The organism is Haloarcula sp. CBA1129 (assembly GCF_008729015.1).
Lineage (GTDB): Archaea > Halobacteriota > Halobacteria > Halobacteriales > Haloarculaceae > Haloarcula.
The window spans coordinates 132,409-157,183 of sequence record NZ_RKSM01000003.1 but is presented as its reverse complement, the minus strand read 5'-3'; the positions used below and the strand labels follow the sequence as shown (position 1 = coordinate 157,183).

20 protein-coding genes are annotated in these 24,775 nt (G+C 60.0%); 11 read left to right on the top strand and 9 right to left on the bottom strand.

Going from position 1 to position 24,775, the window contains the following annotated elements; translation table 11 throughout:
• The first annotated feature begins 222 nt into the window (after positions 1-222).
• On the top strand, positions 223-1,005 hold the full coding sequence (locus tag Har1129_RS18515; RefSeq protein ID WP_151102309.1) for an IclR family transcriptional regulator: 783 nt from the start codon (positions 223-225) through the stop codon (positions 1,003-1,005).
• Between the two features lie 305 nt (positions 1,006-1,310).
• Here Har1129_RS18515 and Har1129_RS20785 read toward each other — a convergent pair whose 3' ends face one another.
• Positions 1,311-1,478, bottom strand: a complete 168-nt coding sequence (locus Har1129_RS20785) for a hypothetical protein (RefSeq protein ID WP_191906203.1) — start codon at positions 1,476-1,478, stop codon at positions 1,311-1,313.
• A gap of 397 nt (positions 1,479-1,875) precedes the next feature.
• On the opposite strand from Har1129_RS20785, the gene Har1129_RS18510 reads away from it, so the two are divergent.
• On the top strand, positions 1,876-2,529 hold the full coding sequence (locus Har1129_RS18510; protein WP_151102308.1) for a helix-turn-helix domain-containing protein: 654 nt from the start codon (positions 1,876-1,878) through the stop codon (positions 2,527-2,529).
• Between the two features lie 166 nt (positions 2,530-2,695).
• Here Har1129_RS18510 and Har1129_RS18505 read toward each other — a convergent pair whose 3' ends face one another.
• On the bottom strand, positions 2,696-2,971 hold the full coding sequence (locus Har1129_RS18505) for a hypothetical protein (RefSeq protein ID WP_151102307.1): 276 nt from the start codon (positions 2,969-2,971) through the stop codon (positions 2,696-2,698).
• 255 nt (positions 2,972-3,226) lie between these two features.
• Here Har1129_RS18505 and Har1129_RS18500 point away from each other — a divergent pair, with 255 nt between their 5' ends.
• Both Har1129_RS18500 and Har1129_RS18495 read left to right on the top strand, forming a co-directional pair.
• A complete protein-coding gene (locus tag Har1129_RS18500) occupies positions 3,227-3,724 on the top strand; it encodes a dihydrofolate reductase (RefSeq protein WP_151102306.1) in 498 nt (165 codons plus the stop codon).
• A gap of 237 nt (positions 3,725-3,961) precedes the next feature.
• Positions 3,962-5,338, top strand: coding sequence for an aminomethyl transferase family protein (locus tag Har1129_RS18495; protein ID WP_151102305.1), 1,377 nt, complete (start codon positions 3,962-3,964; stop codon positions 5,336-5,338).
• A 129-nt stretch (positions 5,339-5,467) separates the two neighbouring features.
• On the opposite strand, the gene Har1129_RS18490 is transcribed toward Har1129_RS18495, so the two are convergent.
• The 3 genes from Har1129_RS18490 to Har1129_RS18480 all read right to left on the bottom strand — a co-directional run bounded on the left by Har1129_RS18490 (position 5,468) and on the right by Har1129_RS18480 (position 8,695).
• A complete protein-coding gene (locus tag Har1129_RS18490; protein WP_151102304.1) occupies positions 5,468-6,328 on the bottom strand; it encodes a methylenetetrahydrofolate reductase in 861 nt (286 codons plus the stop codon).
• A 78-nt stretch (positions 6,329-6,406) separates the two neighbouring features.
• Positions 6,407-7,600, bottom strand: a complete 1,194-nt coding sequence (locus tag Har1129_RS18485; RefSeq protein WP_151102303.1) for a hypothetical protein — start codon at positions 7,598-7,600, stop codon at positions 6,407-6,409.
• A 138-nt stretch (positions 7,601-7,738) separates the two neighbouring features.
• The gene (locus Har1129_RS18480) at positions 7,739-8,695 is read right to left on the bottom strand and encodes a succinylglutamate desuccinylase/aspartoacylase family protein (protein ID WP_151102302.1); all 957 of its coding nucleotides are present in this window, start codon (positions 8,693-8,695) and stop codon (positions 7,739-7,741) included.
• Positions 8,696-9,143: 448 nt separating this feature from the next.
• Here Har1129_RS18480 and Har1129_RS18475 point away from each other — a divergent pair, with 448 nt between their 5' ends.
• The 4 genes from Har1129_RS18475 (at position 9,144) to Har1129_RS18460 (ending at position 16,336) form a co-directional block, all read left to right on the top strand.
• On the top strand, positions 9,144-11,714 hold the full coding sequence (locus tag Har1129_RS18475; protein WP_151102301.1) for an FAD-dependent oxidoreductase: 2,571 nt from the start codon (positions 9,144-9,146) through the stop codon (positions 11,712-11,714).
• Between the two features lie 215 nt (positions 11,715-11,929).
• Positions 11,930-14,482, top strand: a complete 2,553-nt coding sequence (locus Har1129_RS18470; protein WP_151102300.1) for an FAD-dependent oxidoreductase — start codon at positions 11,930-11,932, stop codon at positions 14,480-14,482.
• Between the two features lie 56 nt (positions 14,483-14,538).
• Positions 14,539-15,801, top strand: a complete 1,263-nt coding sequence (gene ilvA / locus Har1129_RS18465) for a threonine ammonia-lyase (RefSeq protein WP_151102299.1) — start codon at positions 14,539-14,541, stop codon at positions 15,799-15,801.
• 91 nt (positions 15,802-15,892) lie between these two features.
• Positions 15,893-16,336, top strand: a complete 444-nt coding sequence (locus Har1129_RS18460; protein WP_151102298.1) for a universal stress protein — start codon at positions 15,893-15,895, stop codon at positions 16,334-16,336.
• A 5-nt stretch (positions 16,337-16,341) separates the two neighbouring features.
• Here Har1129_RS18460 and Har1129_RS20780 read toward each other — a convergent pair whose 3' ends face one another.
• Entirely contained in the window at positions 16,342-16,503 is a 162-nt protein-coding gene (locus tag Har1129_RS20780; RefSeq protein ID WP_191906204.1) for a hypothetical protein, read from the bottom strand.
• Between the two features lie 379 nt (positions 16,504-16,882).
• On the opposite strand from Har1129_RS20780, the gene Har1129_RS18455 reads away from it, so the two are divergent.
• Positions 16,883-18,643: a BCCT family transporter gene (locus Har1129_RS18455; RefSeq protein WP_151102297.1), complete on the top strand. Its 1,761-nt coding sequence runs from the start codon at positions 16,883-16,885 to the stop codon at positions 18,641-18,643.
• Between the two features lie 70 nt (positions 18,644-18,713).
• On the opposite strand, the gene Har1129_RS18450 is transcribed toward Har1129_RS18455, so the two are convergent.
• A complete protein-coding gene (locus Har1129_RS18450; RefSeq protein WP_151102296.1) occupies positions 18,714-19,322 on the bottom strand; it encodes a hypothetical protein in 609 nt (202 codons plus the stop codon).
• A 105-nt stretch (positions 19,323-19,427) separates the two neighbouring features.
• Here Har1129_RS18450 and Har1129_RS18445 point away from each other — a divergent pair, with 105 nt between their 5' ends.
• Entirely contained in the window at positions 19,428-19,859 is a 432-nt protein-coding gene (locus tag Har1129_RS18445; RefSeq protein WP_225307857.1) for a hypothetical protein, read from the top strand.
• 104 nt (positions 19,860-19,963) lie between these two features.
• Here the strand turns inward: Har1129_RS18445 and Har1129_RS18440 are convergent, their stop codons facing one another.
• Complete coding sequence (locus Har1129_RS18440; RefSeq protein WP_151102295.1) at positions 19,964-20,197, bottom strand: hypothetical protein; 234 nt, start codon at positions 20,195-20,197, stop codon at positions 19,964-19,966.
• Between the two features lie 25 nt (positions 20,198-20,222).
• Entirely contained in the window at positions 20,223-22,622 is a 2,400-nt protein-coding gene (gene folP, locus Har1129_RS18435) for a dihydropteroate synthase (protein ID WP_151102294.1), read from the bottom strand.
• Between the two features lie 325 nt (positions 22,623-22,947).
• On the opposite strand from folP, the gene Har1129_RS18430 reads away from it, so the two are divergent.
• On the top strand, positions 22,948-24,693 hold the full coding sequence (locus Har1129_RS18430) for a formate--tetrahydrofolate ligase (protein ID WP_151102293.1): 1,746 nt from the start codon (positions 22,948-22,950) through the stop codon (positions 24,691-24,693).
• The last annotated feature ends 82 nt before the right edge of the window (positions 24,694-24,775 follow it).

Sequence of the window (24,775 nt, the reverse complement as noted above, 5' to 3'; positions counted from 1 at the left end):
GATGCCAGAGTGGCTGTAACTGCTGAATTAGGGATAGAATATTGCGTCCCGTATGTTCATGTGGTATGTTGCCACTCTTCGTGAGTGGGAACGGCCCGCGAAATAACACATGTACTCTTGTTATGCAGGACAGTCTTAGGAGGTAGCGTCAGTTTCCACTATGGTTGGAAACATTTTGTCTCTCGGCGGAATCTATTTCACTCTGCAAGAAAAAGCCCATCTATGCCTCCGCAGAACAAAAAAACAATCAGTGCGGTTGAGACAACACTGGATATTCTCGCCGCGCTCGGAAAACTAGAACCGGTCGGTCTCTCCGATCTCGCGTCTCATCTAGATATCCCTACAAGCACTGTCTTCATTCATCTCAACACATTAGTCCAGCGGGACTACGTTGTCAAGGAATCCGGGCAGTATCGTCGCTCTTTCCGGTTTCTGGAGCTCGGTGGCAGTGTTCGGCAGCGGCTAGACATCGGCCGACTACTGCGCAATAAAGTTGAAGAACTCAGCAGAGAAACCGGTGAGATTGCTGGTGCCGGCATCGAGGAGAACGGTCAGCGGGTCATCCTCTACAGAAGTTCCGGCGGGAAAGCCGCGGGCGACGAAATTCCTATCGGGAATCACACGGAGATGCACTGGACGTCGCTGGGTAAAGTTATTCTGGCGCATCTTCCTGTTGAGAAACGAAACCAAATCGTTGCCGATCACGGGCTTCCAAAAGGGACTGATAACACGTTGTCATCCCGCTCTGATCTTGCAGCGGCGCTTGAGCGAATCCGCGAGCAGGGCTATGCGATAGACGATGAGGAGCATCTCAGGGGTGTTCGAGGTGTCGCTGTTCCGATATTCAACGACGAACAGGAAGTCATGGTGTCTCTCGGTATTACTGGACCCAGAGATAGATTCACCTCCAGATATATGGCAAACCTATTAGAAATACTCCGATATACGAAAAACGAAATCGAAGTTCGAAGTCAGTACTACGAATACAGTACTATAGACGGATAAGTGGCCTATATATCACTGAATCGCTAAATATTACAATTAAAATTCGAGAATAAGGGGCAGTCTAGAATTGCTTGCATGCATAACCCTTGCTATGTGGTTACTGGCCCTCTGTCGGTCCTGCATCCAATTTCCTTGTCTAGTTGGCAGATTCATCTCCTCGAACTAGTAAACGTCGGGTGGCGGTGACGACTCCAACGAACACGACGTTCCTGCCGAGGGTGTTGAAACGGTTACAGACGCTCTGACTGACTAATCAGTCGTGGTTAGTCTATTCCTAACAGGACTGCAAATCCATCTCTGCAGCGTTACTTGTTGTAACTGTCCGGAATCAACACGACACCGTGGAGATCAAGGAGGTCGGAAACGACCGATTCAATACGACCGAAATTCGGTGGGAGCGCGACTGCCGGCAGATAAAAATCGTCGTTCGAGAACTTGCTGTTCTCTACGGTCTTGTTCTGTGGGTTACTCATTTCAATATCATATACTGGCTATAGCAGCCTAATCTTATCGGTGGATAATTACAGGTATTTATTACAGCTAATTTTCAATGATTGTTAACACAGATAACCATTAGAACGTGTCCTTTTGGCCGAATTGAGTGAGCTATTGACATTCGGCTTTTGTACTGTTATCCGCTATTTTGTCCCTGAAATACACTCATGGCTCTGTTTTTATCAGTGAAAATGTGCGCTCCTTAGAGCCCTTCAGATTACAGACAGCTTTATATTTTTGCCCTCGTGTGTGTACCTGTGCATGTACACATTGACGTGGCGACTCGACAGATACACAGCAACTCACCGATGATGGTACTCAGATGTCTGGCTAGTCTTGATCTGTGATGCCTCGATAGCGTCCCCTTCCCACACAATGTCAATAACGACGAAGATACACATCGAACACGAACGCCTAGCTCTGGTTCCAACGTTACAGAACCTCGAAGACATCGCGATCCGTGTCATCACGCAGGGAAATACTGATCCGGGGTCCACTGTGTTTCCGTTCCTCATCGAATATCGTGACAGGGCACGACTCGAAGAGGCACTCGATACCGACCCGACAGTTCAGAGCTACGAACTCGTCGACTGGACCGATCAGACCGGGATCTACTACATCGAACATACCACCGCAACGAAACTCATCAGCTCTGTCGTTACTGATGTCAACGGATTTCTCGTCCATACAGAGACGAAGGGTAACGGGTGGCTCGTCCGGCTTTTGCTCCCAGACCGCGAGGCACTCAACACGATCTGGGAGTTTGCCAACGAGAACGACATTTCCCTCGATATCATCGAAATATACGGAAACACGGACACCGGCGGCGAGTCGTCATACGGGTTAACCGACGAACAGCGAACTGCGCTGATTACCGCATACGAAAACGGCTATTTCGGGGAGCCCAGAGATATCTCGTTGAACGAAGTCGCTGACGAAATCGGACTGTCCTCGACAGCAATGAGCGGCCGACTCCGGCGAGGAATGCGGAACCTCATTGCAGCAACGATAATTGACAGGGAGGAATGAGTTCCCAGATATAGACTCGAGAGCGCTCGGATAGCGTTCATCGTCACTGTCTCCGCTTCAAACTCAGTTCTATGTCGTCGAACCACGTCTGAATTCATGCTCTGTAGGTACAAGTCCAGAGAAAACGAGACAGTGGCCGCGATGAGACCCATCCAGCCGAGATAAACTACTCTGATCGCCCGTCTGAGTCCTTCTGACGGTAGACCGGCCGTAGCGCCGTCACGTCTTTGTTGTATCCCAACCACACGCTCAACGCTGTCGCGGCGAAGACCAGATACACGGGAAACAGCAGAATGAGTGTATATCCAGCAAACACCAGTGTCAGGACATCTAGCCAGTACAATGTCGCGATTCCAGCGAGCCCACCGACAGCACTCGCGATGATCCCCAGTCGAAACGCCTGCGCAGCGACGGGACCGGGCGACAGGTGAATCGTATCCATACGGGATTTTATATGGCTGACCCACATAAGTCGCGCGCGAGATACGCTATCAAGGTCCGGGCTAGCACTGGTGTTGCAATGTCGCACTGGTTCGGTCTCAACTCTTGGGAGTTCCGCTGTCGGAAGTGCCACCTGTTCCCCCGAGAACATCACTCCACAACTCAGGCAGAGAGAGGATGGATACGTAGGTTTTGAGCGGAGGCCCACACATCGGTTGGGACGAATTTATTACCACTAACCCGACAAAGGAAATGTATGAAACTCTCACTGATCGCCGCCGTCGCGGCAAACGGCGTAATCGGTGCTGGCGGCGACATACCGTGGCAGTATCCCGAAGACCTAACACATTTTAAACAGACGACTGTCAACCATCCGGTGATTATGGGGCGGCGGACCTTCGAAAGTATTCGGTGTGACCTCGGCGGTCCGCTTCCGGAGCGGCTGAACATTGTTCTAACCTCGACGCCGCAACGGCTTCCTGACTCTGTCACGGCCGTTACGTCGACCACGGCGGCATTAGCTGAAGCGGCCGACAGTGGTGCATCGACGACGTACGTCGTTGGCGGCGCTACCGTGTACGAGCAGTTTCTCCCAGCGGCCGACGAACTAATTCTGACCGAACTAACAGCAGCTTTCGACGGCGATACCGTCTTCCCGACAGTCGAGTGGTCGGACTGGACTGAGACGGATCGGACGACACACCCCGAGTTTGCGATTGTGAGATACACTCGAACCGGCAGCGACTCGGCATGACGGATTCCCGAGCAGTCTGGGCGGTTGCTCGGTCGTGTTCCGTGCCGGTCGTGTCGTACTACAGCAGCCAGTCTCAGCCACGTAACACGACACCGGATTCTGTGGAATATTCATGCTTACGGGCTGTTACACAGCGGTCCCAAGTGTAGTCACTGCCCGCAAAATCTCCCCCGTACATAAACCCCAGAAGTAAGTAACAATATCTTTTATTAGCATTTCACATCTCCTTTCACAGGCATGACCGGTTCCGAGGAACATCCTAACCATCCCAGTGTCGACCAGTCAGACCGGACCGTCCCCCGTAATCTCCGCCAGACTGGTGACCCCAACATCGAGATGTTGGTGTCGACGCGCGTTCGAAAATCCCCGTTCTTCCACAAGTCCTTCAACGAGGAGGGTGCGTGGCGGGCGACGGTCTACAACCGACTCTATCACCCGCGTGGCCTCATCGAACCAGAGGACGGTGGCGTGATGAAAGAGTATGATGCACTGACAAACACCGTCACCCTCTGGGATGTCGCCGTCGAGCGCCAGATCCGTGTCAAGGGCCCAGACGCCGAGGCGCTGACTAACTACGTCGTCACCCGTGACGTGACGAGCATGGACGCCATGGACGGGAAGTACGTCGTCCTCTGTAACGAGGACGGCGGCGTCCTCAACGATCCCGTCCTCCTGCGCCCGGAGGAAGACGAGTTTTGGTTCTCCATCTCGGACTCGACGCTGATGCAGTGGCTACAGGGCGTCAACGTCGACAACGACTTTGACGTCGAGATCGACGAAATCGACGTTGCACCGATGCAGATTCAGGGCCCGAGAGCGCTCGACGTAATGATCGACGTCGTCGGCGACAAGGTCAAAGATGTCCCGTACTACGGCTTGATGGACGCCGAAATCAACGGTTCCGACGTGCTCATCAGTCAGACAGGCTTCTCCGGTGAGGAAGGCTTCGAGATTTACGTCAAGGCCGCGATGGAAAACGCCGAACGGGTCTGGGACCCTGTCATGGCGTCGGTCAAGGACCACGACGGCCGCCAGATCGCACCCGGCCACCACCGCCGGATTGCCGCCGGCATCATGTCTTGGGGACAGGACCTCGACCACGAGACCTCCCCGTTCCAGGTCAACCTCGGATATCAGGTTCCTGACGACAAGGACGCCGACTACATCGGGAAGGAGACGCTCGAAGAGCAGAAAGAACAGATCGAGAACGGCAACTACCCGTTCGAACACAAGCTCATCGGCCTGAAGATCGCCGGCGAGCCGATCCGTGACTACGCTCCCGACTTCTGGCTCATCTCCGACCCGGACACGGGCGAGGAATGCGGCTACCTCACCTCCCCGTGGTGGAACCCGGACCTCGAGACGAACATCGGGATGGGCTTCGTCCCGGCCGAAAAGATTCAGGAAGTCACCGACACGCCGCTCAACGACGACATCTACGACGAGGAGCTGGATCTGGAGTTCGAAGTACACCTCCCCGAGGAGTACGCTGAAGAACCCGGCGAACCGGTGTTCGCGACCGCCGCGAAGGTGCCGTTCAAGGAGTCCGTCAACCCGAGCGCCCGAGAGCAGGCGAAGCTCAACGCCCGGAAAGAGGCTGAAAGCGACGACTAATCCCTACTCCGCCTGTCCCGGCAACCCTACTTACCCATCTGTTGCCTGACACGCTTTTCGGGCCAGATTGTGACGGTCACGAATAGGCTACTTGTAGCCGGAGTCTGAGTCTCTGCAGTACGAGTGGGCTCAGGTATCGAGACGGTTGCGCCGCCATTGCTCCGTATCGGGCGTCTGATTGAAGGTGTAGATGTGGATGCCGCGGATGTTGTACTCGTCGTCTCCGACGTATGGCGCGAGGCCGTCGATGAGTTCATCGGGTTCGTAGGTCCCCCGGGAGCCAACGAGTTGCTTGACGAATCCGAGAATGCCCGTCGTTTTCCTGAGGAACTTTATCGAGTCACCGACGCCGACTTTCTGGGAAATCTGCATTAACCGCTGGTAGTTCATCACACCCGGGATTCCCACCTCGACTGGGAGGTCGACACCGCGAGCACGGATGTCTCCGACCCACTCCAGCACCGTATCCGGGTCGTAACAGAGCTGGGTGACGATGTACGTCGCATGTGGCGCTTTCTGTGCCATCGACTCCGCCAGCGTCTCGTCGTCGATGAAGTCGTGGCCTTCGGGGTAGCCCGTGATGCCGACTTCCTCGAAGGCGTACTCGGTCTCTGCGAGCGCTTCGAGCAGGTCGAGCGCCGACTCGTACTCACCGGCCGGTTCCTCGCGGTCACCGCCCGGGACGAAGATGTCGGTGATGCCTGCCTGTGCCAGCCGCTCGGCGATCTCTTCGAGCTGTTCTCTATCCTCTACATATCGAGCCGCGATGTGTGGCACGACATCGTACCCCATCTCCGCGGCTTCCTCCGTCTTCTCGACGGTCTTCTCGATGCCGAGCTGTGGCGAGGTCGTGATCGCGATAGTGGCGTTGTCGGGGAGGTGGGTTATCTCCTCGTCGAAGCTCTCGAACGGCATCAGTTCGAACCGGGCGCTCGTCAGCAGCGTCCTGACACCCTGACTGTCTGCGACAGCGCGAGTTCCGAGGGCCATGATTTGCCAGAGATTAGGCGTACCCGTACTTTTCTCTATGGGTGGGGCATCGAACCCATTTATAACCAACGCGCCCAATCACGCGCTGTGTGGCGTACACTGTCGGATTCGACTCGCCACAGTCTCGTATGAGACGCCGTGTTCTGGCTCTTCTGCGAGCCGACACAGGACGAGATCCAACAGATTGAGTTCCTCCAGCAGGTCGCGGGTCTGGCCACGGTCGAGACGCAGACACCGCTGGACCTCATACACTGTGTCTGAATCGACGACTGCGACCGCGACGTCGTGCAACTGGACATCAGCCGGGAGTCCAATCCCGTCAGTGATCAGTTGCTCGTCGGGGAGTTCCCTGACCGACCCTTCGGCGGACCCGGCTGACTCGGCTGCGACGGGTTCGGCCGCACTGAACTGTCCGTCCTCGTCCATAGCCCCAGACTGGCTCGCACCCTCGTCCGAGGGCTCCGATTTGGTCGATGGTTCTTCCTCGTCGTCGCTGGCGGTGTCGTACGTGTTCGGGACGTGGATGTCCGCTTCTATCATGTACCGGCGGACAGTCTCAGAGGAGACATCCATCTGTATCTGCTCAGCGATTTCTCTGAAGTTGTCGCACTCGTCGTACAGGGCTTGCAGGTAGTCGGTGTCCTCGTACGGTGGCACGGAGTCGTCGCGGACAGCGGTGAACGGGTCGGATTCAGGGCCAGTCTCGCACCCAGATCGGGTATCCGCCGTAGCCGTGCCGTCCGACGTTGGGCTCTCTTCTGAGTTGTCTACGCCGCTGACAGACTCCGAATGAGAGACGTCCAAACCATCGGGCGATGCGCCACTGACGGTGTCGGTCGAACTCACTGCGCTGACTGTCGCTGCGTCAGCAGGACTGGCCTGTTCGGGCTCACAGTCGACGCTGGTCCCCTCGTCTGGCGCAGTTGCGGCGTCGATTGTCAGCTGTATCGTCAGGAGCAAGCCGTCGTCGGTGACCGTAGCCGAGGTGTCGCCTATCGACAGTGAGGCACCGGCAGTCGACGGGAGGTCAGTGGCCGACGGTGAGAACGTTACTTCGAGATCACCACTGGCGGTTAGCCTCGCCTTCTCCGGCGTGAGACCCTCATCAGCGCCGCCACCGGACCGAAGCGAGACCGGCATCGCAACCGTCACATCGAGGACTGCAGCACCGGCATCGGCCGGCGATGCTTCGACGGTCTCGATGGACCGACCGCGGGATTCGTACGCACCGATGACCTCCGCGAGCGCCGTGAACGCGGTGTGAAGTCCCATGTCATTGCGTGACTATGACACGTTATGCTGTAGAGATAGGTGTGGAATACCGAACCCATTTATAAACTCCCGCAAAACTGTGGCTACCAATACACACTCAAAACAGTGCCCGTCGGCAATTCACTGGATTCGCGCCGGTTACCGTGGTGTTGCGATACCGGCGAGACGCTCCCCTTTGACGACCACAGATTCCTTGGCAAGTGAGAATAGTACCCCTCGTTCTGTCGCTGAGACGATTTGTTGTTGCTCGAACGAGGAGGGCTCGTAGACCGTCCCCAGCCGTTCCCCGGCATCGACGGTGTCGCCGACGGCGATATCCGACCGACACTCGAACAGTCCCGACTCTGCTGCGGTGACCGCTTCTGCGTCGTTTCGAAGCACCGTCTGCTCAGTCCGGGCCTCGGGCTCTGCCGGAAGAACTGCCCGTTCGCGCAGGAGATTCCGTATCCCGTCGACACCAGCCGTAACCGCGTCCTGTGCTATCCGGCGACTGTTCGAGAGCTCCGCGGTGATAACCGGAATCCCGGCCGCCGAAGCCGCAGCGCGGAACGTCCCACCAGAGCCGTTGTCGCCGGCGTCCTCGTGTCCGTCGGTCAGCCTGTATGCAGTGCCGAACGCTTCGGCGAGGCGCTTGGCGGCGGGGTCGCCCGCCCGACACCTGACGTGCTCCAGCATGTCTGCTGTGCCGGTGTGGAGGTCGACCGCCGCGTCGGCGTCAGTTACGAGTTCCCACAGGCGAGCCGCGAACTGTTCCTGTAGGCTCCCGGCCGCGTCGCCCGGCCACACGCGGTTGAGGTTCGGGTTCATCACGTCGTACTCGCCGGGAGTCATGTACGACCGGTGGTCGAACGCGAGCTGGTTCACCACCGGAACGACGATGACTGTGCCAGCGATGGACGCGTCAGCAAGGTGGTCGTGGAGCCGCCGTAACGCGGCTGGGCCGTTGAGTTCGATACCGTGTTGTGCCGCCTGAATGTACACTGTCGGGCCGGGGCCGCCGACGTATCGGTGCACGGTCACGGACACGTCTCTCCCCGATGGCAACCGTCCGAGCTGTCGGTCAGATGTCGTGTGCGTGACGGACGTGTATTCCATACTACTGCCCGGCGGCGTACAGACAAAAAACACCGGGAGCCGAAACATTATTCGGTTGATTAGTCATGCTGTGATGTTCCCTCGACACAGAGGCACTGACGGATACAGCGTTCAACGACGTGACCAGTATTCCCACTCAATGGCAGCGTCTGGACCCCGTGTGGTGACTGGACCCTGTTCGGCTGGATTTGCCGGAACGAGACGGGGCACATCGACGTATTGATTGATAGTGAATTGGTAACATAGTACTCGATATGACAGATACCTAGCGTTGAGCGATACCACAGCCCCGTCCGGCAGCAACAATCGCCGCAAGAGACGTTGACTTATTAACAGTGGTACTCCTGTTATTTTGAAACACTAAGTGATACTTCGCTGTTATTTTGCAAAGGGGGTCGGGTTAGGCGGTAACTATATTGCCACGCCTTCGTACGTTTTACCCAGAGATATGGAGCCTACCGATAGCTTGCCGACCAAGGCCGACACCGTGATCGTCGGCGCTGGAATCGTCGGCTGCAACATCGCCTACCAGCTGACAGAGCTCGGTCGTGAAGATGTGGTCGTAGTTGATCAGGGGCCGATGCCCACCACCGGTGGATCGTCGACGCACGCCCCTGGAATCATGTTCCAGACCGCGGAACCGAAGGTCCTCAGCCAGTTCGCGGACTACAGCCGGCGGCTGTACTCGGATCTTGAAGGGGCCGATGGACATCAAGCATACAACGAAACAGGTGGCATCGAAGTCGCACGTAGCGAGGAGCGCATGGACTTCCTCCAGCGACGCGTCGAGTACGCCAAGGCATGGGGGATAGAGGACCCCCAGCTGCTCTCGCCCGAGGAAGTGACTGAACACCTCCCGCTTGTCGACGCCGACCAGATCAAGGGCGGCTACTACTCCCCGACGGACGGGCAGGTCTCCGGTGTCGTCGCGTGTGACGCGCTGGCCCGTGAAGCGATGGACCGGGGCGCGAAGTTCGTCCCGCACACGAGAACGGAAGACGTCGAAACCGAAAACGGCTCGGTACGGGCCGTTATCACGGAGAACGGCAGTATCGAGTGTAACGAGGTCGTCGTCGCGACGAACATCTGGGCCCGGCAACTCGGCGAGAAACTCGACGTAAACCTGCCAGTGACGCCGGTCGAGCACCAGTACACGATGACGGAGTCGCTTGAGGAACTGGCAGACAGTGCGGTCGACATCACCGACCACCCGCTGTTCGAGAACTACGAGAACGTCTCCGGGGAGAAAGCAAAGCGGCTGCTCGTCGGCCCGGACCGGCCGATTCTGCGCGATCAGGACAACGCGATGTACTACCGGAACCACGGGGATTCCTACGGTATCGGCTCGTACAACCACGAGCCAATCGTGCCCGACCCGCAGGAACTGGGCGGGAACGACCCGGACGGCGAGCAGGGGTCGGTCCACGACTTTACTGACTACCACATGGACAACGCGACCCATCCGGACCGGCCGGACAAGGCCCCGCGTCAGGCCAGCGACGAACTCCTCCCGGCAACGGCCGGCAAGGAGCTCGAACACAAGTACAACGGGATGTTCGCTGAATCACCCAACGGCCTTCCCGTGATGGGTCCTGTACAGGAGTACGACGGCCTCTGGACGGCGGCGGCCATCTGGGTCACTCACGCCGGCGGTGCCGGCAAAGCGCTCGCTGAGTGGATGGAGAACGGTAGTCCACGGCTCCCGTCCGGCCCGATTGATCTCGCCCACTGTGACGTGAACCGGTTCGACGAGCACGAGGGGAGCTGGGACTTCGCCCGGGACATCGGGGGCGAGGAGTACCGCATCGTCTACAACATCATGCACCCGAAATGGGTCTGGACCGACAAACAGCGGGACATCCGCCGGACCCCGATGTACCACACCCACAAGGAGTACGACGCCGAACTGTGGGCAGAGGCCGGCTGGGAAGCGCCACACTGGTTCGAATCGAATGCTGACCTGCTGGCGGAGTACGGCGACCGGATTCCCGACCGAGAGGGCTGGGAGGCGAAGTACTGGTCGCCGATCGAAGGTGCCGAGGCGCTGAACGTCCGCGAGAACGTGGGCCTCCACGACATGACCGCCTTCAACAAGATGGAAGTCATCGGGAGCGATGCTGGCGAGTTCATCCAGTACCTCTGTACGAACGACATGGACATCGACGTGGGCGACGTGAAGTACACGCTGATGTGCAACGAAGCCGGCGGGGTCCGGGCGGACATCACGGTCACGCGAACCGACGAGGACCGCTACCTCCTGCTGACGACCGGCCGTGAGGTCGGGAACAACCACGTCGCGTGGGTGCGCGAGCAGTCCCCAGACGACGTGGTCGTCAACGACGTGACCTCAAGTCTGGCGGCGATGGTCTGTACCGGGCCGAACGCCCGGAAAGTCCTGTCGAAGGTCACCGATGTCGACCTCTCGGACGACGCCTTCCCGTTCTTCACGAGCCAGCAGTTCTTCGTGAAGAACATTCCCGTGACCGCGCTGCGTGTCTCGTATGCGGGCGAACTCGGTTGGGAGTTCTACACGCCCTCGGAGTACGGCGAGCGCCTCTGGGAGCACATCATGGAGGCCGGCGAGGAGTACGGCATCCGCCCGTACGGCAACGGCGCGCTCGACTCGCTCCGAATCGAGAAAGGGTTCCGCCTCTGGGGGAAGGACCTCCACACGGAGCACAACCCCTACGAGGCCGGCCTGGGCTGGGCCGTCGACCTCGAAACCGACTTCATCGGCAAGGAGGCGGTCGCGGCGGCCGCCGACGGCGACAACATCGACCACAAGGTCGCCTGCCTGACCCTTGACGACGAGGAGGCTGTTGTGCTCGACAACAAGCCAGTCCTCGACGGCGACGAAACCATCGGCTATCTCCACAGCGCCGAGTACGGCTACACCGAAGGCGCGTGCGTCGCCTACACGTATCTGCCACCCGAGTACGCCGAACCCGGCACAAGCGTCGAAATCCGCTACGAGGGAGAGCGGTACGACGCGACTGTCCAAGAGGAGCCGCTCGTCTGACGGCGACTTGCCGCACTCGACTGGTCCTATCGCATAAATAACACGCTGTGGTTCGGACCTGACGGCTTCATTTCTGTCGGTTCGCTGGGCTTGCTGCTCTGACGAATACGCGATAGAATACCAATAGCGGCGTTCTATACTCGTTTTCTCTCACTGTCGGTCTCTTGTCACCGGTGTATTTAAGATTATGACAGAAACAGTCCCAAACGAGATACATGAGCACAGAGACTCCCCCGTCTCGGGCGGATACAGTCGTTATCGGTGCCGGGGCCGTCGGGTGTAGCGTCGCGTATCATCTGACCGAACTCGGCGCGGAGGATGTCGCGGTCATCGATCAGGGCCCGCTGCCCGTCACTGGCGGGTCGTCGGTCCACGCTCCCGGGATAATGTTCCAAACGTCGCCGTCCAAGATACAGACGAAGACAGCCTACTACACGAGTCGACTCCTTTCTGATGCCGGCGTCTACGACGAGGTCGGTGGCATCGAGGTTGCCCGGAGCGAAGAGCGGATGGACTACCTCCGTCGACGCGTCGAATGGGCGACTTCCTACGGGCTCCCGGAACCCCAACTGCTTTCGCCCGAAGAGGTCACCGAGCACCTCCCGATGGTCGACGAAGACGAGATTCTGGGCGGCTACTACTCGCCAACTGACGGGCGCGTCGACGGTATCGGCGCGCTCCAGTGGTACATGGAGAACTCCACGGCGTCGTTCTACGGGAACACAGAGGTCACGGATCTGGCTGTTTCCGGGGGAGAAATCAACGGCGTCGAGACGGATCAGGGCCGCATCGACTGCGAGCGAGCCGTCATCGCGACGAACAACTGGGGCTACCAGACGGGCCAGCTGGCCGGGCTCGATCTCCCAATTGCCCCGGTAGAGCACCAGTACGTCGTCACCGAACCGATGGAGGAGCTCGCCGACGCTGAATCCTCGGTTGGTGACAACACGACCGGGCTAGACGTACCCGGAGACCGTTCTATCGCGGAGTACATGAGCGAAGGGCCACACCAGCCCGTCGGCCGCGACCAAGACCACTCGCTGTACTTCCGGACCCACGGCGACGCGCTCGGGATGGGATCGTACAACCACGAGACGCTTTCGGTCGACCCCGAAGCGATGGGGAAAAACACCGAGGAGCGTCAGGCCTCAGTCAGAGGGTTCACGAAAGAGCACTGGGAGACGCCGACTCACCGCGGGCGGGACAAGTCCGCGAAGCAGGCCTTCGACGAACTCCTGCCGGCGACACAGGACGTGGAGTACGAGGCCACGGAGAACGGCATCTTCGTCTTCACGCCCGACGGGATGCCGGCCGTCGGCGAGACGGCGCAGGTCGACGGCCTCTGGACCGGGCTGGCTATCTGGTGGACCCACTCCGGCGGCTATGGCCGCATCCTCGCCGAGTGGATGGAGAACGGCGTCCCCCGACTGCCCTCGGGCCCAGTCGACACCGGCGGCATTCACGTCCGGCGGTTCGAACCGCACGCAGGCAAGAAAGACTACTTCGTCGACCGCGGGGCCAAGCGCTACGAGCAGGTCTACAGCATCGTCGAGCCGCGCTGGCAGCCCGACGACCACCGGAAACTCCGGACGAGCCCGTTCTATCACCAGCAGAAAGAACTCGGCGCGGAGTTCTACCAGAGCGGCGGTTGGGAGACGCCACAGTACTACGAATCTAACGCCGACTTGGTCGAAAAGTACGAAGACCGGATTCCCGACCAAGACGGCTGGCAGGGAATCAATCGCTCGAAAATCGAGGCTGCCGAACATCTCCACACCCGCGAGAAAGTGTCGATGTTCGACATGACGACGTTCAGCTCGATTATGGTCGAGGGCGAGGGGAGTCAGGCGTTCCTCCAGCGGGTCTGTAGCAACGACATGGACATCGAAACCGGGCAGGTCCGCTACTCGCTGCTGTTGAACGACGGTGGCGGCATTCTCGCGGACATCACTGTCGTCAAGCTCGACGACGAGGAGTTCATGGTCACGACCGGTGGCGGCAACTCACCGGGAATCCACGGCGGCCACCTCGAAGACGAGGCTCCGGAGACGGTGTCGGTCCACATCGAGGAAGGCGCGAAGTCGACAATCGGGCTCTGGGGGCCCAATGCCCGCCTCCTCCTCCAGCGCTGCACCGATGCGGACGTGACAAACGAAGGATTCCCGTACTTCAGTGCCAAGCAGATGTACGTCGGCGACGTGCCGGTCATCGCGCTCCGGGTCTCGTACGTGGGCGAACTCGGCTGGGAGCTGTGGGCGCCGACCGAGTACGGTCAGCGGCTCTGGGAGACGCTGCGGGACGCCGGCGACGACCTCAGCCTCCGACCGATGGGCGGCGGCGCGCTCAGTTCCATGCGATTGGAGAAAGGCTACCGCCTCTGGGGGACGGACATCGACACAGACTCGAACCCCTTCGAGGCCGGGCTGCCTTTCGCCGTCGATATGGATACTGAATTTATCGGCAAGGACACGCTGGAGACAGCCCGCGAGGAGGGCATCGACAGCAAAATCACGCCGCTGACCCTTGATAACTCGACGGACATCATGCTGAGCGGGCGGCCGGTGCTGAAAGACGGCGAGGCTATCGGCTACGTGCAGGCCGGGAACTACGGCTACAGTATCGGCGAATCAATCGCGTACACGTACGTTCCGACCGAACACGCCGAAGCCGGCACCTCGGTCCAGATACAGTGTGAGGGCGAGACCTACGATGCGACGGTGCGCGACGAGCCGCTGTTCGATCCGGCCCGGGAGCGTATCATCAAATGACAGGACAGCGCACTGACCCACCAACTTTGACATACGGCCCGTGACGATATGAACATATGACACAAACCGAATCGGACACGCTGCCTGTCACATACGCGGACATCGAACGCGCCCGCGAACGCTTAGACGACGACACGGTCGTCAAGAAGACCCCGGTCGAACGGAGCACGTCCCTCGGCGGGTTCGTCGACGCCGAGGTACACCTGAAGATGGAGCACCTCCAGTGGACAGGCTCGTTCAAGACCAGAGGCGCGTACAACAAGATCTCACAGGACGTTGCTGACGGCGTGGAGTCGTTCGTTGCTGCCAGCGCCGGTAACCACGCGCAGGGCGTCGCCCTCGCTGCGACAAAATGCGGGGCGGACTCGACGATTTTCATGCCGGAGAACGCGCCACAGGCCAAGATCGATGCCACGAGAGGCTATGGCGGGAGCGTCGAGCTGGTCGGTAACGACTTTCAGGAGACGATGTCACACGCCAAAGCCATCGTCGAGGAGACCGATGCCGAGTTCGTTCACGCTTACGATGATCTGGATATAATTGCCGGACAGGGGACCCTCGGGACGGAGATGTACCACGACTGCCCCGATGTCGACACAGTCGTCGTCCCCATCGGCGGCGGCGGGCTCATCAGCGGTGTCTCGACCGCAATCAAACACCTCTCGCCCGAGACGCGCGTCGTCGGTGTGCAGGCGACCGGCGCGGAGACAGTCCACGAAAGTCTCGACAAGGGGATTCCGGTCGTGCTCGACGAGGTCGACACCATCGCCGACGGTATCGCTACCGGCGGTATCTCGGAGACGACGCTCGACATCATCGAGGCGAACGTCGACGAGGTCGTGACGGTTACCGACACCGACATCGCACAGGCGATTCTCCTGTTGATGGAACGGGCCAAACAGGTCGTGGAAGGTGCCGGGGCCGCCTCCGTGGCTGCCATACTGAGCGACGACCTCGACGTGTCGGGCGAGACGGTGATGCCGCTGCTCTGTGGCGGCAACCTCGACATGACACAGATGCGTGAGGTTCTCATCCACGCACTCACGGAGCGCCAGCAACTCCTCCAGCTTCGGGTCCGTATCGACGACCAGCCGGGTGTGATGGAAGAGATCTCGGGTGTCATCGCCAGACAGGGGGCCAACATCCACGATGTCCGACACGAGCGGTCCGTCGAAAATCTCGAGATCGGAGAGGCGTATCTTGTCTTCAACGTCGAGACAAGCGGTGCCGAGCACGCAGGAGCCATCATCACAGCGATACGCGATGCGGGCTACCCTGTCGACAACGTCGCACGGAAGGCACAAAACGAGACACTGTAAGCCGGAACCAGCGTTCAGACAGGCGGACCGACGCCATGAGCGGGGAAACCTATAACAGGATTGTGGTGGAAGTACACATGAGTCAGGTACCATGTACGACCATATACTCGTCCCGTATGACGGCAGCGATGAGGCTCGGAGAGGGGCAGAACACGGCATCGAGCTCGCCGCTGCCCTCGGCGCGACAATCCATGCATTGTACGTAATCGATCTACCGGGGACGCCGCGCGCGCTCGCGCTCAGAGACGATGAGGAGGAGATGCGCGAGGAGTACCGGAACTACGGGGAAGAGGTCCTGTCGGAACTGGGCAGCGTCGCCGAGAGCCATGGAGTCGCCTACGAGACGCACTTCCGGTCCGGCGCACCCAGCGAGGAAATTGTCGAGTTCGCCGAGGATAGGGGCATGGACGCTATCGTCTTGGGCTCGGCGTTCCGGGGGAAACTCGGGAACCTGCTCGGCGGGACGACCGATAAGGTAGTCCGGACGTCAAGCGTTCCGGTCATCAGCCAGCGGATGAGCGTCAACGATATTTGACACCGCTACGCGTCTATCAGGCGCGTCTCGCGTATGTAGATCATCAGACTGGCGCTGAGGAAGCTGAATCCTGCGAGTCGAAAGTCGCCAACCGTCATCGCGATGAGGCCGATGCCCATCAGCAGCGCCGCCACTGCGGCCGCGCCCGTTGCCAGAAGTCGTCCCATACTGGCCGTAGACGGATGCCCGGAATAAATTTCCATCCTTCGGCGACCTCGGGGAACCTCAACCCATCAGATAATCTATATTTATATCGGGGAACGACGCTAAAACGCCTCAATCCGTCATATACTGGGGTTTAAGGTGAAGTTTTAATAGAGTTGCATTATTGGGTAAGTATGAGACTGTATAGCACATAAGCACGTCGACAACAACGACGTGGGCACGCCGTGCCCGCCGAAGCGTACAGTGAGCCAGACAGGATGTGACCGTTGCAGACGCGCTATGCCGGGTTGTCGCTGGCACGTCGGTAGCGACGGACCATGACAGACACGACCACGATAATGAGACACCACAGTTCAGGACCGCGTTCGAGAGGGGTAACGTATGTCAGACACTGACGACCAAGCCGGAGAAATGTCGGATGGGCTGCAGGTCGAACTGTTCCATCCGGAATCCGACCGGGAGCCCGGTGATACGAACATTCAGGCGGCGGGATTCGACATCCATCCGGTGGTCTTCCCAGTCGCGCTGGTGATTATTGCGCTGTTCATTGCGATCACGATACTGTTGGGTGACACGGCCTCCTCAGCGTACACATGGATGTTCAACACTATCGGGGACACTTTCGGCTGGTTCTACCTGCTGGCGGTGAACGTGTTCATCATCGTCTTGCTGTACTTCGCGTTCAGCAGGTACGGCAAAATCAGAATCGGCGGGGTCAAAGCCGAGAAAGAGTTCAGTGACTTCTCGTGGATGGCAATGCTGTTCAGCGCCGGCATGGGCATCGGGCTCATGTTCTTCAGCGTCTCGGAACCACTGTACTACTTCCAGAACCCACCCAGCTTCTTCGGAGCCGAGGCCGGAACCGGTGCGGCGGCGTCCGCTGCGATGGCACAGACGTTCTTCCACTGGGGCTTCCACCCGTGGGCGGTGTACGGTCTTGTGGGACTCGGTCTCGCGTTCTTCTCGTTCAACCGCGGGCTCCCGCTGACCTTCCGGTCGATATTCTGGCCCCTGTTGGGTGATCGGATCTACGGCTGGCCCGGTCACGTCATCGACCTCGTGACGGTGTTCGCGACGCTGTTCGGACTGTCAACCTCGCTGGGGCTCGGTGTTGCACAGGTCAACACAGGCCTCTCATACGTCGGTGGTGATATGCTCGGCGCGGTGAATGTTCCGACGGGAACATGGCCGCAGGTCGCGCTCATCGCTGGGATCACGCTCATTGCAACTCTCTCTGTTGCGGCGGGGCTCGACGGCGGTGTCAAGCGTCTGAGTACGCTCAACCTCTATCTGATGTTCACACTGCTCGGGTTCCTCGTTATCGTCGGCCCGACGGTGTACATCTTCGGGACGTGGACCGAAGGGCTCGGCGCGTACTTCGGTAACATCCTTGCGCTCGGGTTCTTTACCGGCACGCTCAACGAAGCGGCCAACGGGACGCCAACCGCTTGGACTGTGTTCTACTGGGGCTGGTGGATCGCGTGGTCGCCGTTCGTGGGGATGTTCATCGCGCGTATTTCGAAGGGCCGGTCCGTCCGGGAGTTCATCCTAGGTGTTCTGTTCCTTCCGTCGCTGTTCTCGACGCTCTGGTTGTCGGTGTTCGGCGGTAGCGCCATGTTCAACTCGATAAATGGGAACGGACAGGCGCTCGCGACCTACAACGAGGTTGGCCAGACCGTCGCGATGTTCGCGCTGCTGGAGCAGTTCCCGCTGGGAATCATCAGCGGGCTGCTCGCAACCCTGCTGGTTGTCACGTTCTTCGTCACGTCGTCAGACTCCGGTTCACTGGTCATCGACCACCTGACTTCGGGCGGTAAGCACGACGTCCCGCGAACGCAGCGGATCTTCTGGGCTCTTACCGAAGGCCTCGTCGCGTCCATCCTGCTAATCGGTGGGGGCCTGACGGCGCTCCAGACGGCCGCTATCACCACAGGACTACCGTTCGCGCTCATCCTGTGCCTGATGTGCTATACGGTGTATCTGGGGCTCGACAACGAGTATCAGATACTCGAGTCTGAGGAGTTCGCAGAAACCATTCAGGACCTCTCCGAACGGGAGGACGTAGACGTCGTGACCGCTGGCGACGAGATGGTGACGGACATCTCCGACCGCGGTGACGACACGGCGACGGGTACCGACTGACGCACTCTCGTTTTAGCGTGCAGGCGAAAGTATCGACACGCACGAGCGACGCAGGTGGCGGGAATCCACGCTAGCGGGCCTCTATCTCTGTCTTGACCGTTCGCTCTGAGTGTATCCAGACCCGGACAGAGCCACCGATTCCGAACGCGGCGATGGCCAGACTGGCTACCACACTGCCTGTGGGTGAGAACAAGAGCCACGTAACGGCACTGAGAGACGCCCCGATGAGGAGCCCGTACGCTGGGCGGCGGCTGTCGAAGATGTCGGTCAGCAGCGTGCCGACCACGAGGAACCCAAAGCCGGTGAGTAACAGAGCAAACACCGTACTGATGATGACTCCCGTCCGGACGAGGATGCCGCCAGCGAGGCTGAGGCGAGCCAGCGTTGTTGCCCCGTAGAGGACGACGATACCGACTATCATGTATCCGGCCACCCCGTAGATGACGGACACCGCCGGGCTGTCCGAAATTGCATCGATCGCCTTGTTGACGTCGTTTCGTCGCAGTCGAAGGACCAATGCACCGGAAGCAAGCACGAGAACGAACGAGACGAGTCCCCGGAGTGGCCTCGATAGGTCGGTGGCAACGACTGGGTCCAGTTGTCCCACGACGGGATTCACAACGGGTGCCGCCAGTCCCGGGACGGTCGGCGCGACGCTGACAACTGCGTCAACACTCATACGACACATACCGTGGGTCGCCGTGAAAACCTATCGACCGCTCAGCACCGGATCAGCGTCGGCAGGCCCGGAAATTTAAGCCATCAGAAGACGTACCATACCACAGTGTCTGGATGGCTCGCAGTTCTGCTCTCGAAGCTTGTTTCGGCTGGCAAGCGGGTCGCCGCACCACTCCGGCGGAGTGGCGGGCCGAACAAGTTCAGACTGTCGAGCATGGACACGGCAACGACGACGTACGACGGCGATATTGGGTGGGCGAGTCGACCGCCGGCCACGGTCGAATGTCCGCGCTGTGCAGCAGAAATCTTCCAGCATAACGCGCGTGACAGTATCGACTGTCCGCGGTGTGTCGGCGAGTACAGTCACGAGGAGTTCGCCGACATGACGCTCCTGTATCTCACCTGCCCGGTCTGTCGGAGCCGGATGGAACACGGGCAGCGCCACCCCGAGCGGTTCGACATCCCCGAGTGGGCGACCTGCACGGACTGTCGGTACCACTGGGAGTTCAAACACTCCTACGACCGCAGTACCGATTGAGACGGCGGATACACCGCCGATTGCTGCCATGCGGTGCTCTGTGACGGCTCCGACACCACCACCGGGGCGCTATTCAGTTACAGCAAGCAGATGTGGTTCCGTCCTCAGTAGTACTTCCAGTCGTCCTCACGGCTTCCTTGGACGACGCCGTCGTCATCGTCAGGGTCCGTTTCGTCACGCTCGTCGGGCCAGCGGATACCGTCGCCGACGAGGCTCTTGTACGCGAAGGCACCCAGACCGACGAGTATCAGCAGGAGGACGACGGTTCCAGCGGCTGCCGCTATCTGCCCGACAGATTCGAGTAGGCCCGAACCAAGCTGAACCGGAAACTGTACCATACATACTGTTCGGGCTGCAGCGGTATCACTGTTGTCGAAGCTGTGATGGTCGAGACGCCGTCGCCGAGACCGTCTTGAGCACGGCGTAGTTCTCGGGGACGTCGTGGACTCTGACGGCGTCAGCCCCGCGTTCAGCGGCCATCGTTGTCGTGGCCAGTGTCGGCGGCAGCCTGTCCGCACTTGCGTCGCTCACGTCGGCGAACATCGACTTCCGGGAGTGTCCGACCAGCACCGGACCGTCAAGCGCGTGGAACTCATGGAGCCGGTCGACGAGTTCGAACGATTCGGCAGCGTTCTTCCCGAAACCACAGCCGGGGTCGACGATAACCTGCTCGCGGTCGATACCGGCTTGCTCGGCGAGCAGTATCTGCTCCGTGAGGTCCCGAAGCACGTCCTCAACGACATCGTCGTAAGTCACCGACCGGCCCGGGTCCACCGGGGCTGAAAGGCTGTGCATCAGGATAATAGATGCGTCGTGGTCGGAAACCACGAACCGCATCTCCGGGTCCGATAGTCCCGACACGTCGTTGACAATGTCGGCCCCGGCGTCCAGCGCCGCGTCAGCGACGGCGGCCTTTCGGGTATCTACGGAGACAGTCGTGCCGAGCGAGGACACGGCCTCGATAACGGGCACTACGCGGTCAATCTCTGTTTCGACGGCCACCGGGTCTGCTCCGGGACGCGTGCTTTCGCCGCCGATGTCGACGATATCCGCCCCGGATTCGATCATCTGTTCTGCGTGGCTGATCGCAAGGTCGCGACGGTCGTACTCGCCGCCGTCGTAGAAACTGTCGGGCGTGACGTTGAGAATACCCATCACGGCCGCCGCTTCACTATCGAACGGCGGCGGAAACGACCTGTCGGACAGCGTGGCTTCGAGCTGCGTGGCGAGTCGACCGAGCCCCAAGCCCGCCGAAGCCAGCCGGTCGGTGAGCCTGTGAAACTGCCGCAGCGTTCCCGACAGCGTCATGTCGACGAGCTTCTCCGGCATCCCGGCGGAGGACCGGGCACAGGTGCCGCCGCAGTCCTCGAACACCTGTGTTACCACGCCCGCCTGATCACGTCGCAGCGTGACCGATACTACCTTCTCTCGGATCTCCGGTTCACTTCCGGCTCTGACAGTCTCTCCCGTCGCCGTCTGTTGCAGGTTCTCCTTTGGAACGACCAGCCGACTCCAGCGGTCCCGGGCCTCGGCGACTGCGTAGAGCGACCCGGCCACGAGCACGAAGTCGTCCGCGTCGGCGGCCGCTATTGCACGTTCGGTGGCCTCGGGGACGGACTCGACCTGCTGTACCCGGGCTGCCTGCCCCTCGAACGCCGCAGCGAGCGACTTGGTGCTCGCCGCTCGGTCGAGCCCCGGTCGCGTGGCGAACGCCGTCTCGATGGCCGGAAGAGTCTCGATCATCTGCTCGTACTCCTTGTCCCGCATCGCGGCGAAGACTACGTGGAGGTCGTCGTACTCGTACCGCTCGATAAGTGTTGTCAGCGTCTCCATCGCACCGGGGTTGTGGGATCCGTCAAGGACTACCATCGGGTCGGTCGACCGAATTTCGAACCGGCCCGGCAAGGTCGCGGCCCGCAGCCCTTCCGATACGGTCTCCGTGTCAACGTCGGTGAGTTGTCGGGCCAGCGTCGCGGCGATGCCGGCGTTTTCGGCCTGATGCTGTCCGAGTAATTTGAGATTCGATTCGAGCGCCCAGTCCGGCCCCGTGAGTGAGATGCGGTTCTCGACGGCCGAGCGCATGCCGTTCTCCACGGCAGTTATGTCGGCTGACTCGCCGCCGACGGTGACGGTGTCGGTACTCTCTTCGATCGCATCGAGGGCAGCGCCGGCTGCCCCCGTCACGAGCGGGGCGTCTCGGGGTGCGACCTGTGCTTTGTCGCGAGCGATTTCTTCGATTGTGTCGCCGAGCAGGTCGGTGTGTTCTAAACTGATGCTCGTGACCGCGCTTGCAACGGGGGCAACTGCACTTGTAGCGTCGTACCGGCCACCGATACCGACTTCTAGAACTGCCACATCGACATCCTCGACATCAAAATGAGAGAGCGCAAGCGCGGTGAGTACCTCAAAATGCGTCGGCTTGTCGTCTTCAGCGGCTAGCTGGTCGATACAGGGCTCGATCTGCTCGACGAACTCCGTGACCCGCTCTTTCGGTATCCGTCCGCCGTTGACCGTGATTTGCTCCCGGAAGCCGTTCAACCCCGGCGAGGTGAACAGACCAACGTCCAGTCCTGCGGCTCTGAGCACACTCTCGGTCATGCGGGCAGTGCTGCCCTTTCCGTTCGACCCGGCGATCTGTACGCTGTCGAAGCTGTCGTCCGGGTCCCCGAGGTGCGCGAGCATTCGCGCCGTCGTATCGGTCCCCAACTTGGGCCGACGACGCTGTAGCGACTGCAGGTAGTCCGCCGACTCGTGGTACTTCATACCATAATTGGTCGCCGGCGGCCTGATTAATTTATCGCCCGGCGTTCTGCGTCGATAGCACGTACCGAAGTGAAGCGGCCTCACCAAGCCGAAATCCGCGGGAAACGCCTCAGTGGCAGCGCGGAGACAGTGGTCGAATGATCCCGTTGCTCCCGACGTCGCTGCCGCTGCTGTCCAGTCCAATGTCGGGCCACGGAACCAATCTCGTAAGACGAGATACATGATGTGGCTTACGCGGTCTGCAACGGCGTCTCGAACACATCCTATCCCAATAGTATCAGCTTCACTAACATTATTACGACGGTGTAGGGAAGGGCTAGTCGAGATGTCTTCACAGGATGAGCAATCCGCGAGCGAAGAGACACAGGAGCCGATCCCGACGGACTACGACATCGCCCAGTCGACCGACATGGAGCCGATCTGGGAACTGGTCGAGCCGTGGGGACTCGGCCTCGACGACCTCCAGTACTTCGGCGAATACACCGCGAAAGTCAAACACCACGCCATCGAACGCCTCCGTGAACAGGCCAAAGACAAGGAGCAGAACCTCGTTCTGGTAACCGGGATGACGCCGACGCCGAAAGGCGAGGGCAAGACGGTAACGACTGTCGGTCTCGGGCAGACGCTCAACCACGTCGGCGAGGAAGCGATGATCGCCATCCGAGAACCCTCTCTCGGCCCAGTATTCGGGGTCAAAGGCGGTGCGGCAGGCGGCGGCCGGTCACAGGTCCTTCCGATGGAGGATATCAACCTCCACTTTACCGGCGACCTCCACGCTCTCACCTCCGCGCACAACCTCATCGCGGCGATGCTCGATGCGAAAATCTCGCAGGGTGACGAGCTGGATATCGACATCAACAACGTCTCGTGGCCACGGGCTATCGACATGAACGACCGTGCGCTCCGAGAAACCGTCGTCGGTCTCGGCGGCAAAACCGGTGGGACGCCGCGGGAGAACAGCTTCCTCCTTACCGCCGCCTCAGAACTGATGGCCGTGCTGTGTCTGGCGAGCGACTTGGGAGACCTCAAGGAGCGAGTCAGTCGCATCATCGTCGCCTACGACGAGGACGGCGACCCGGTCACGGTCGACGATATCGAGGCAACTGGCCCGGCCACGATGTTGCTCCGTGACGCCATCAAGCCGAACGTCGTCCAGACCATCGAGGGGACGCCGGCGCTGGTCCACGGCGGGCCGTTCGCGAACATCGCCCACGGGACGAACTCACTCGTCGCTGACAAGACCGCCTTCGGCATGGGCGACTACCTCGTCACCGAGGCCGGCTTCGGCTCTGATCTCGGGGCCGAGAAGTTCATGGACGTGGTCTGTCGCAAAGGCGAGATGACGCCGAACGCCGTCGTGCTGGTAGCGTCGGTCCGTGCACTCAAATACCACGGACTGGACCAGTGGCCGGTCGACTACGATGAAATCGACGCGGCAGGGGTCGAAGCTGTCGAAGCAGGCTTCTCGAACCTCGACAAGCACGCGACGAACCTCCAGAAGTTCGGTGTCCCGGTCGTCGTCTCCGTCAACCGCTTCCCGGACGACTCCGATGAGGAAATTCAGGCAGTGCTGGACCACTGCCGAGAGGATCTCGGCGTTCGTGCCGCGGAGTCGAACGTGTTCTCGGACGGCAGCGAGGGCGGCGTCGATCTCGCGGAGAACGTCATCGAGGCGACCGAGGAGAGCGACGAGGCGGACTTCAGGATGCTGTACGATGACGACGACAGTATCAAAGAGAAGATCCGCACCGTCGCGACCGAGATTTACGGCGCTGACGACGTGAAATACACCGGTGGCGCGCTCGACGACATCGAGCAGATGAACGAACTCGACTTCGACGACTACCCCGTCGTCATGTCCAAGACGTTCCACTCGCTGAGCGACGACGCGAGCCAGAAGGGTGCGCCGGAGGGCTGGGAACTCGAAATCAGTGAGGTATACCCGTCCGCCGGCGCGGGCTTCCTCGTCGCTCTCACGGCCGACGCGCTAACTATGCCCGGTCTGCCGGCCCGACCGGCCGCCGCCGACATGGACATCGACGAAGACGGCAACATTTCGGGACTGTTCTGACGAACCGGCCTCGTGCCCCGTCTCTCGCGTGTGGTCATCTCACGTTTCAGTCGACACCGCTCAGTGGTTAACGAGCGGACGA

Coding starts and splice junctions, on each gene's coding strand:
- Har1129_RS18505 (WP_151102307.1), bottom strand. CDS start 2,971: ATGGATACGATTCACCTGTCGCCCGGTCCCGTCGCTGCGCAGGCGTTT.
- Har1129_RS20780 (WP_191906204.1), bottom strand. CDS start 16,503: ATGGGACGACTTCTGGCAACGGGCGCGGCCGCAGTGGCGGCGCTGCTG.
- Har1129_RS18480 (WP_151102302.1), bottom strand. CDS start 8,695: ATGGAATACACGTCCGTCACGCACACGACATCTGACCGACAGCTCGGA.
- Har1129_RS18440 (WP_151102295.1), bottom strand. CDS start 20,197: ATGGTACAGTTTCCGGTTCAGCTTGGTTCGGGCCTACTCGAATCTGTC.
- Har1129_RS18515 (WP_151102309.1), top strand. CDS start 223: ATGCCTCCGCAGAACAAAAAAACAATCAGTGCGGTTGAGACAACACTG.
- Har1129_RS18455 (WP_151102297.1), top strand. CDS start 16,883: ATGTCAGACACTGACGACCAAGCCGGAGAAATGTCGGATGGGCTGCAG.
- Har1129_RS18495 (WP_151102305.1), top strand. CDS start 3,962: ATGACCGGTTCCGAGGAACATCCTAACCATCCCAGTGTCGACCAGTCA.
- folP (WP_151102294.1), bottom strand. CDS start 22,622: ATGAAGTACCACGAGTCGGCGGACTACCTGCAGTCGCTACAGCGTCGT.
- Har1129_RS18510 (WP_151102308.1), top strand. CDS start 1,876: ATGTCAATAACGACGAAGATACACATCGAACACGAACGCCTAGCTCTG.
- Har1129_RS18450 (WP_151102296.1), bottom strand. CDS start 19,322: ATGAGTGTTGACGCAGTTGTCAGCGTCGCGCCGACCGTCCCGGGACTG.
- Har1129_RS18485 (WP_151102303.1), bottom strand. CDS start 7,600: ATGGGACTTCACACCGCGTTCACGGCGCTCGCGGAGGTCATCGGTGCG.
- Har1129_RS18470 (WP_151102300.1), top strand. CDS start 11,930: ATGAGCACAGAGACTCCCCCGTCTCGGGCGGATACAGTCGTTATCGGT.
- ilvA (WP_151102299.1), top strand. CDS start 14,539: ATGACACAAACCGAATCGGACACGCTGCCTGTCACATACGCGGACATC.
- Har1129_RS18490 (WP_151102304.1), bottom strand. CDS start 6,328: ATGGCCCTCGGAACTCGCGCTGTCGCAGACAGTCAGGGTGTCAGGACG.
- Har1129_RS18460 (WP_151102298.1), top strand. CDS start 15,893: ATGTACGACCATATACTCGTCCCGTATGACGGCAGCGATGAGGCTCGG.
- Har1129_RS20785 (WP_191906203.1), bottom strand. CDS start 1,478: ATGAGTAACCCACAGAACAAGACCGTAGAGAACAGCAAGTTCTCGAAC.
- Har1129_RS18500 (WP_151102306.1), top strand. CDS start 3,227: ATGAAACTCTCACTGATCGCCGCCGTCGCGGCAAACGGCGTAATCGGT.
- Har1129_RS18475 (WP_151102301.1), top strand. CDS start 9,144: ATGGAGCCTACCGATAGCTTGCCGACCAAGGCCGACACCGTGATCGTC.
- Har1129_RS18430 (WP_151102293.1), top strand. CDS start 22,948: ATGTCTTCACAGGATGAGCAATCCGCGAGCGAAGAGACACAGGAGCCG.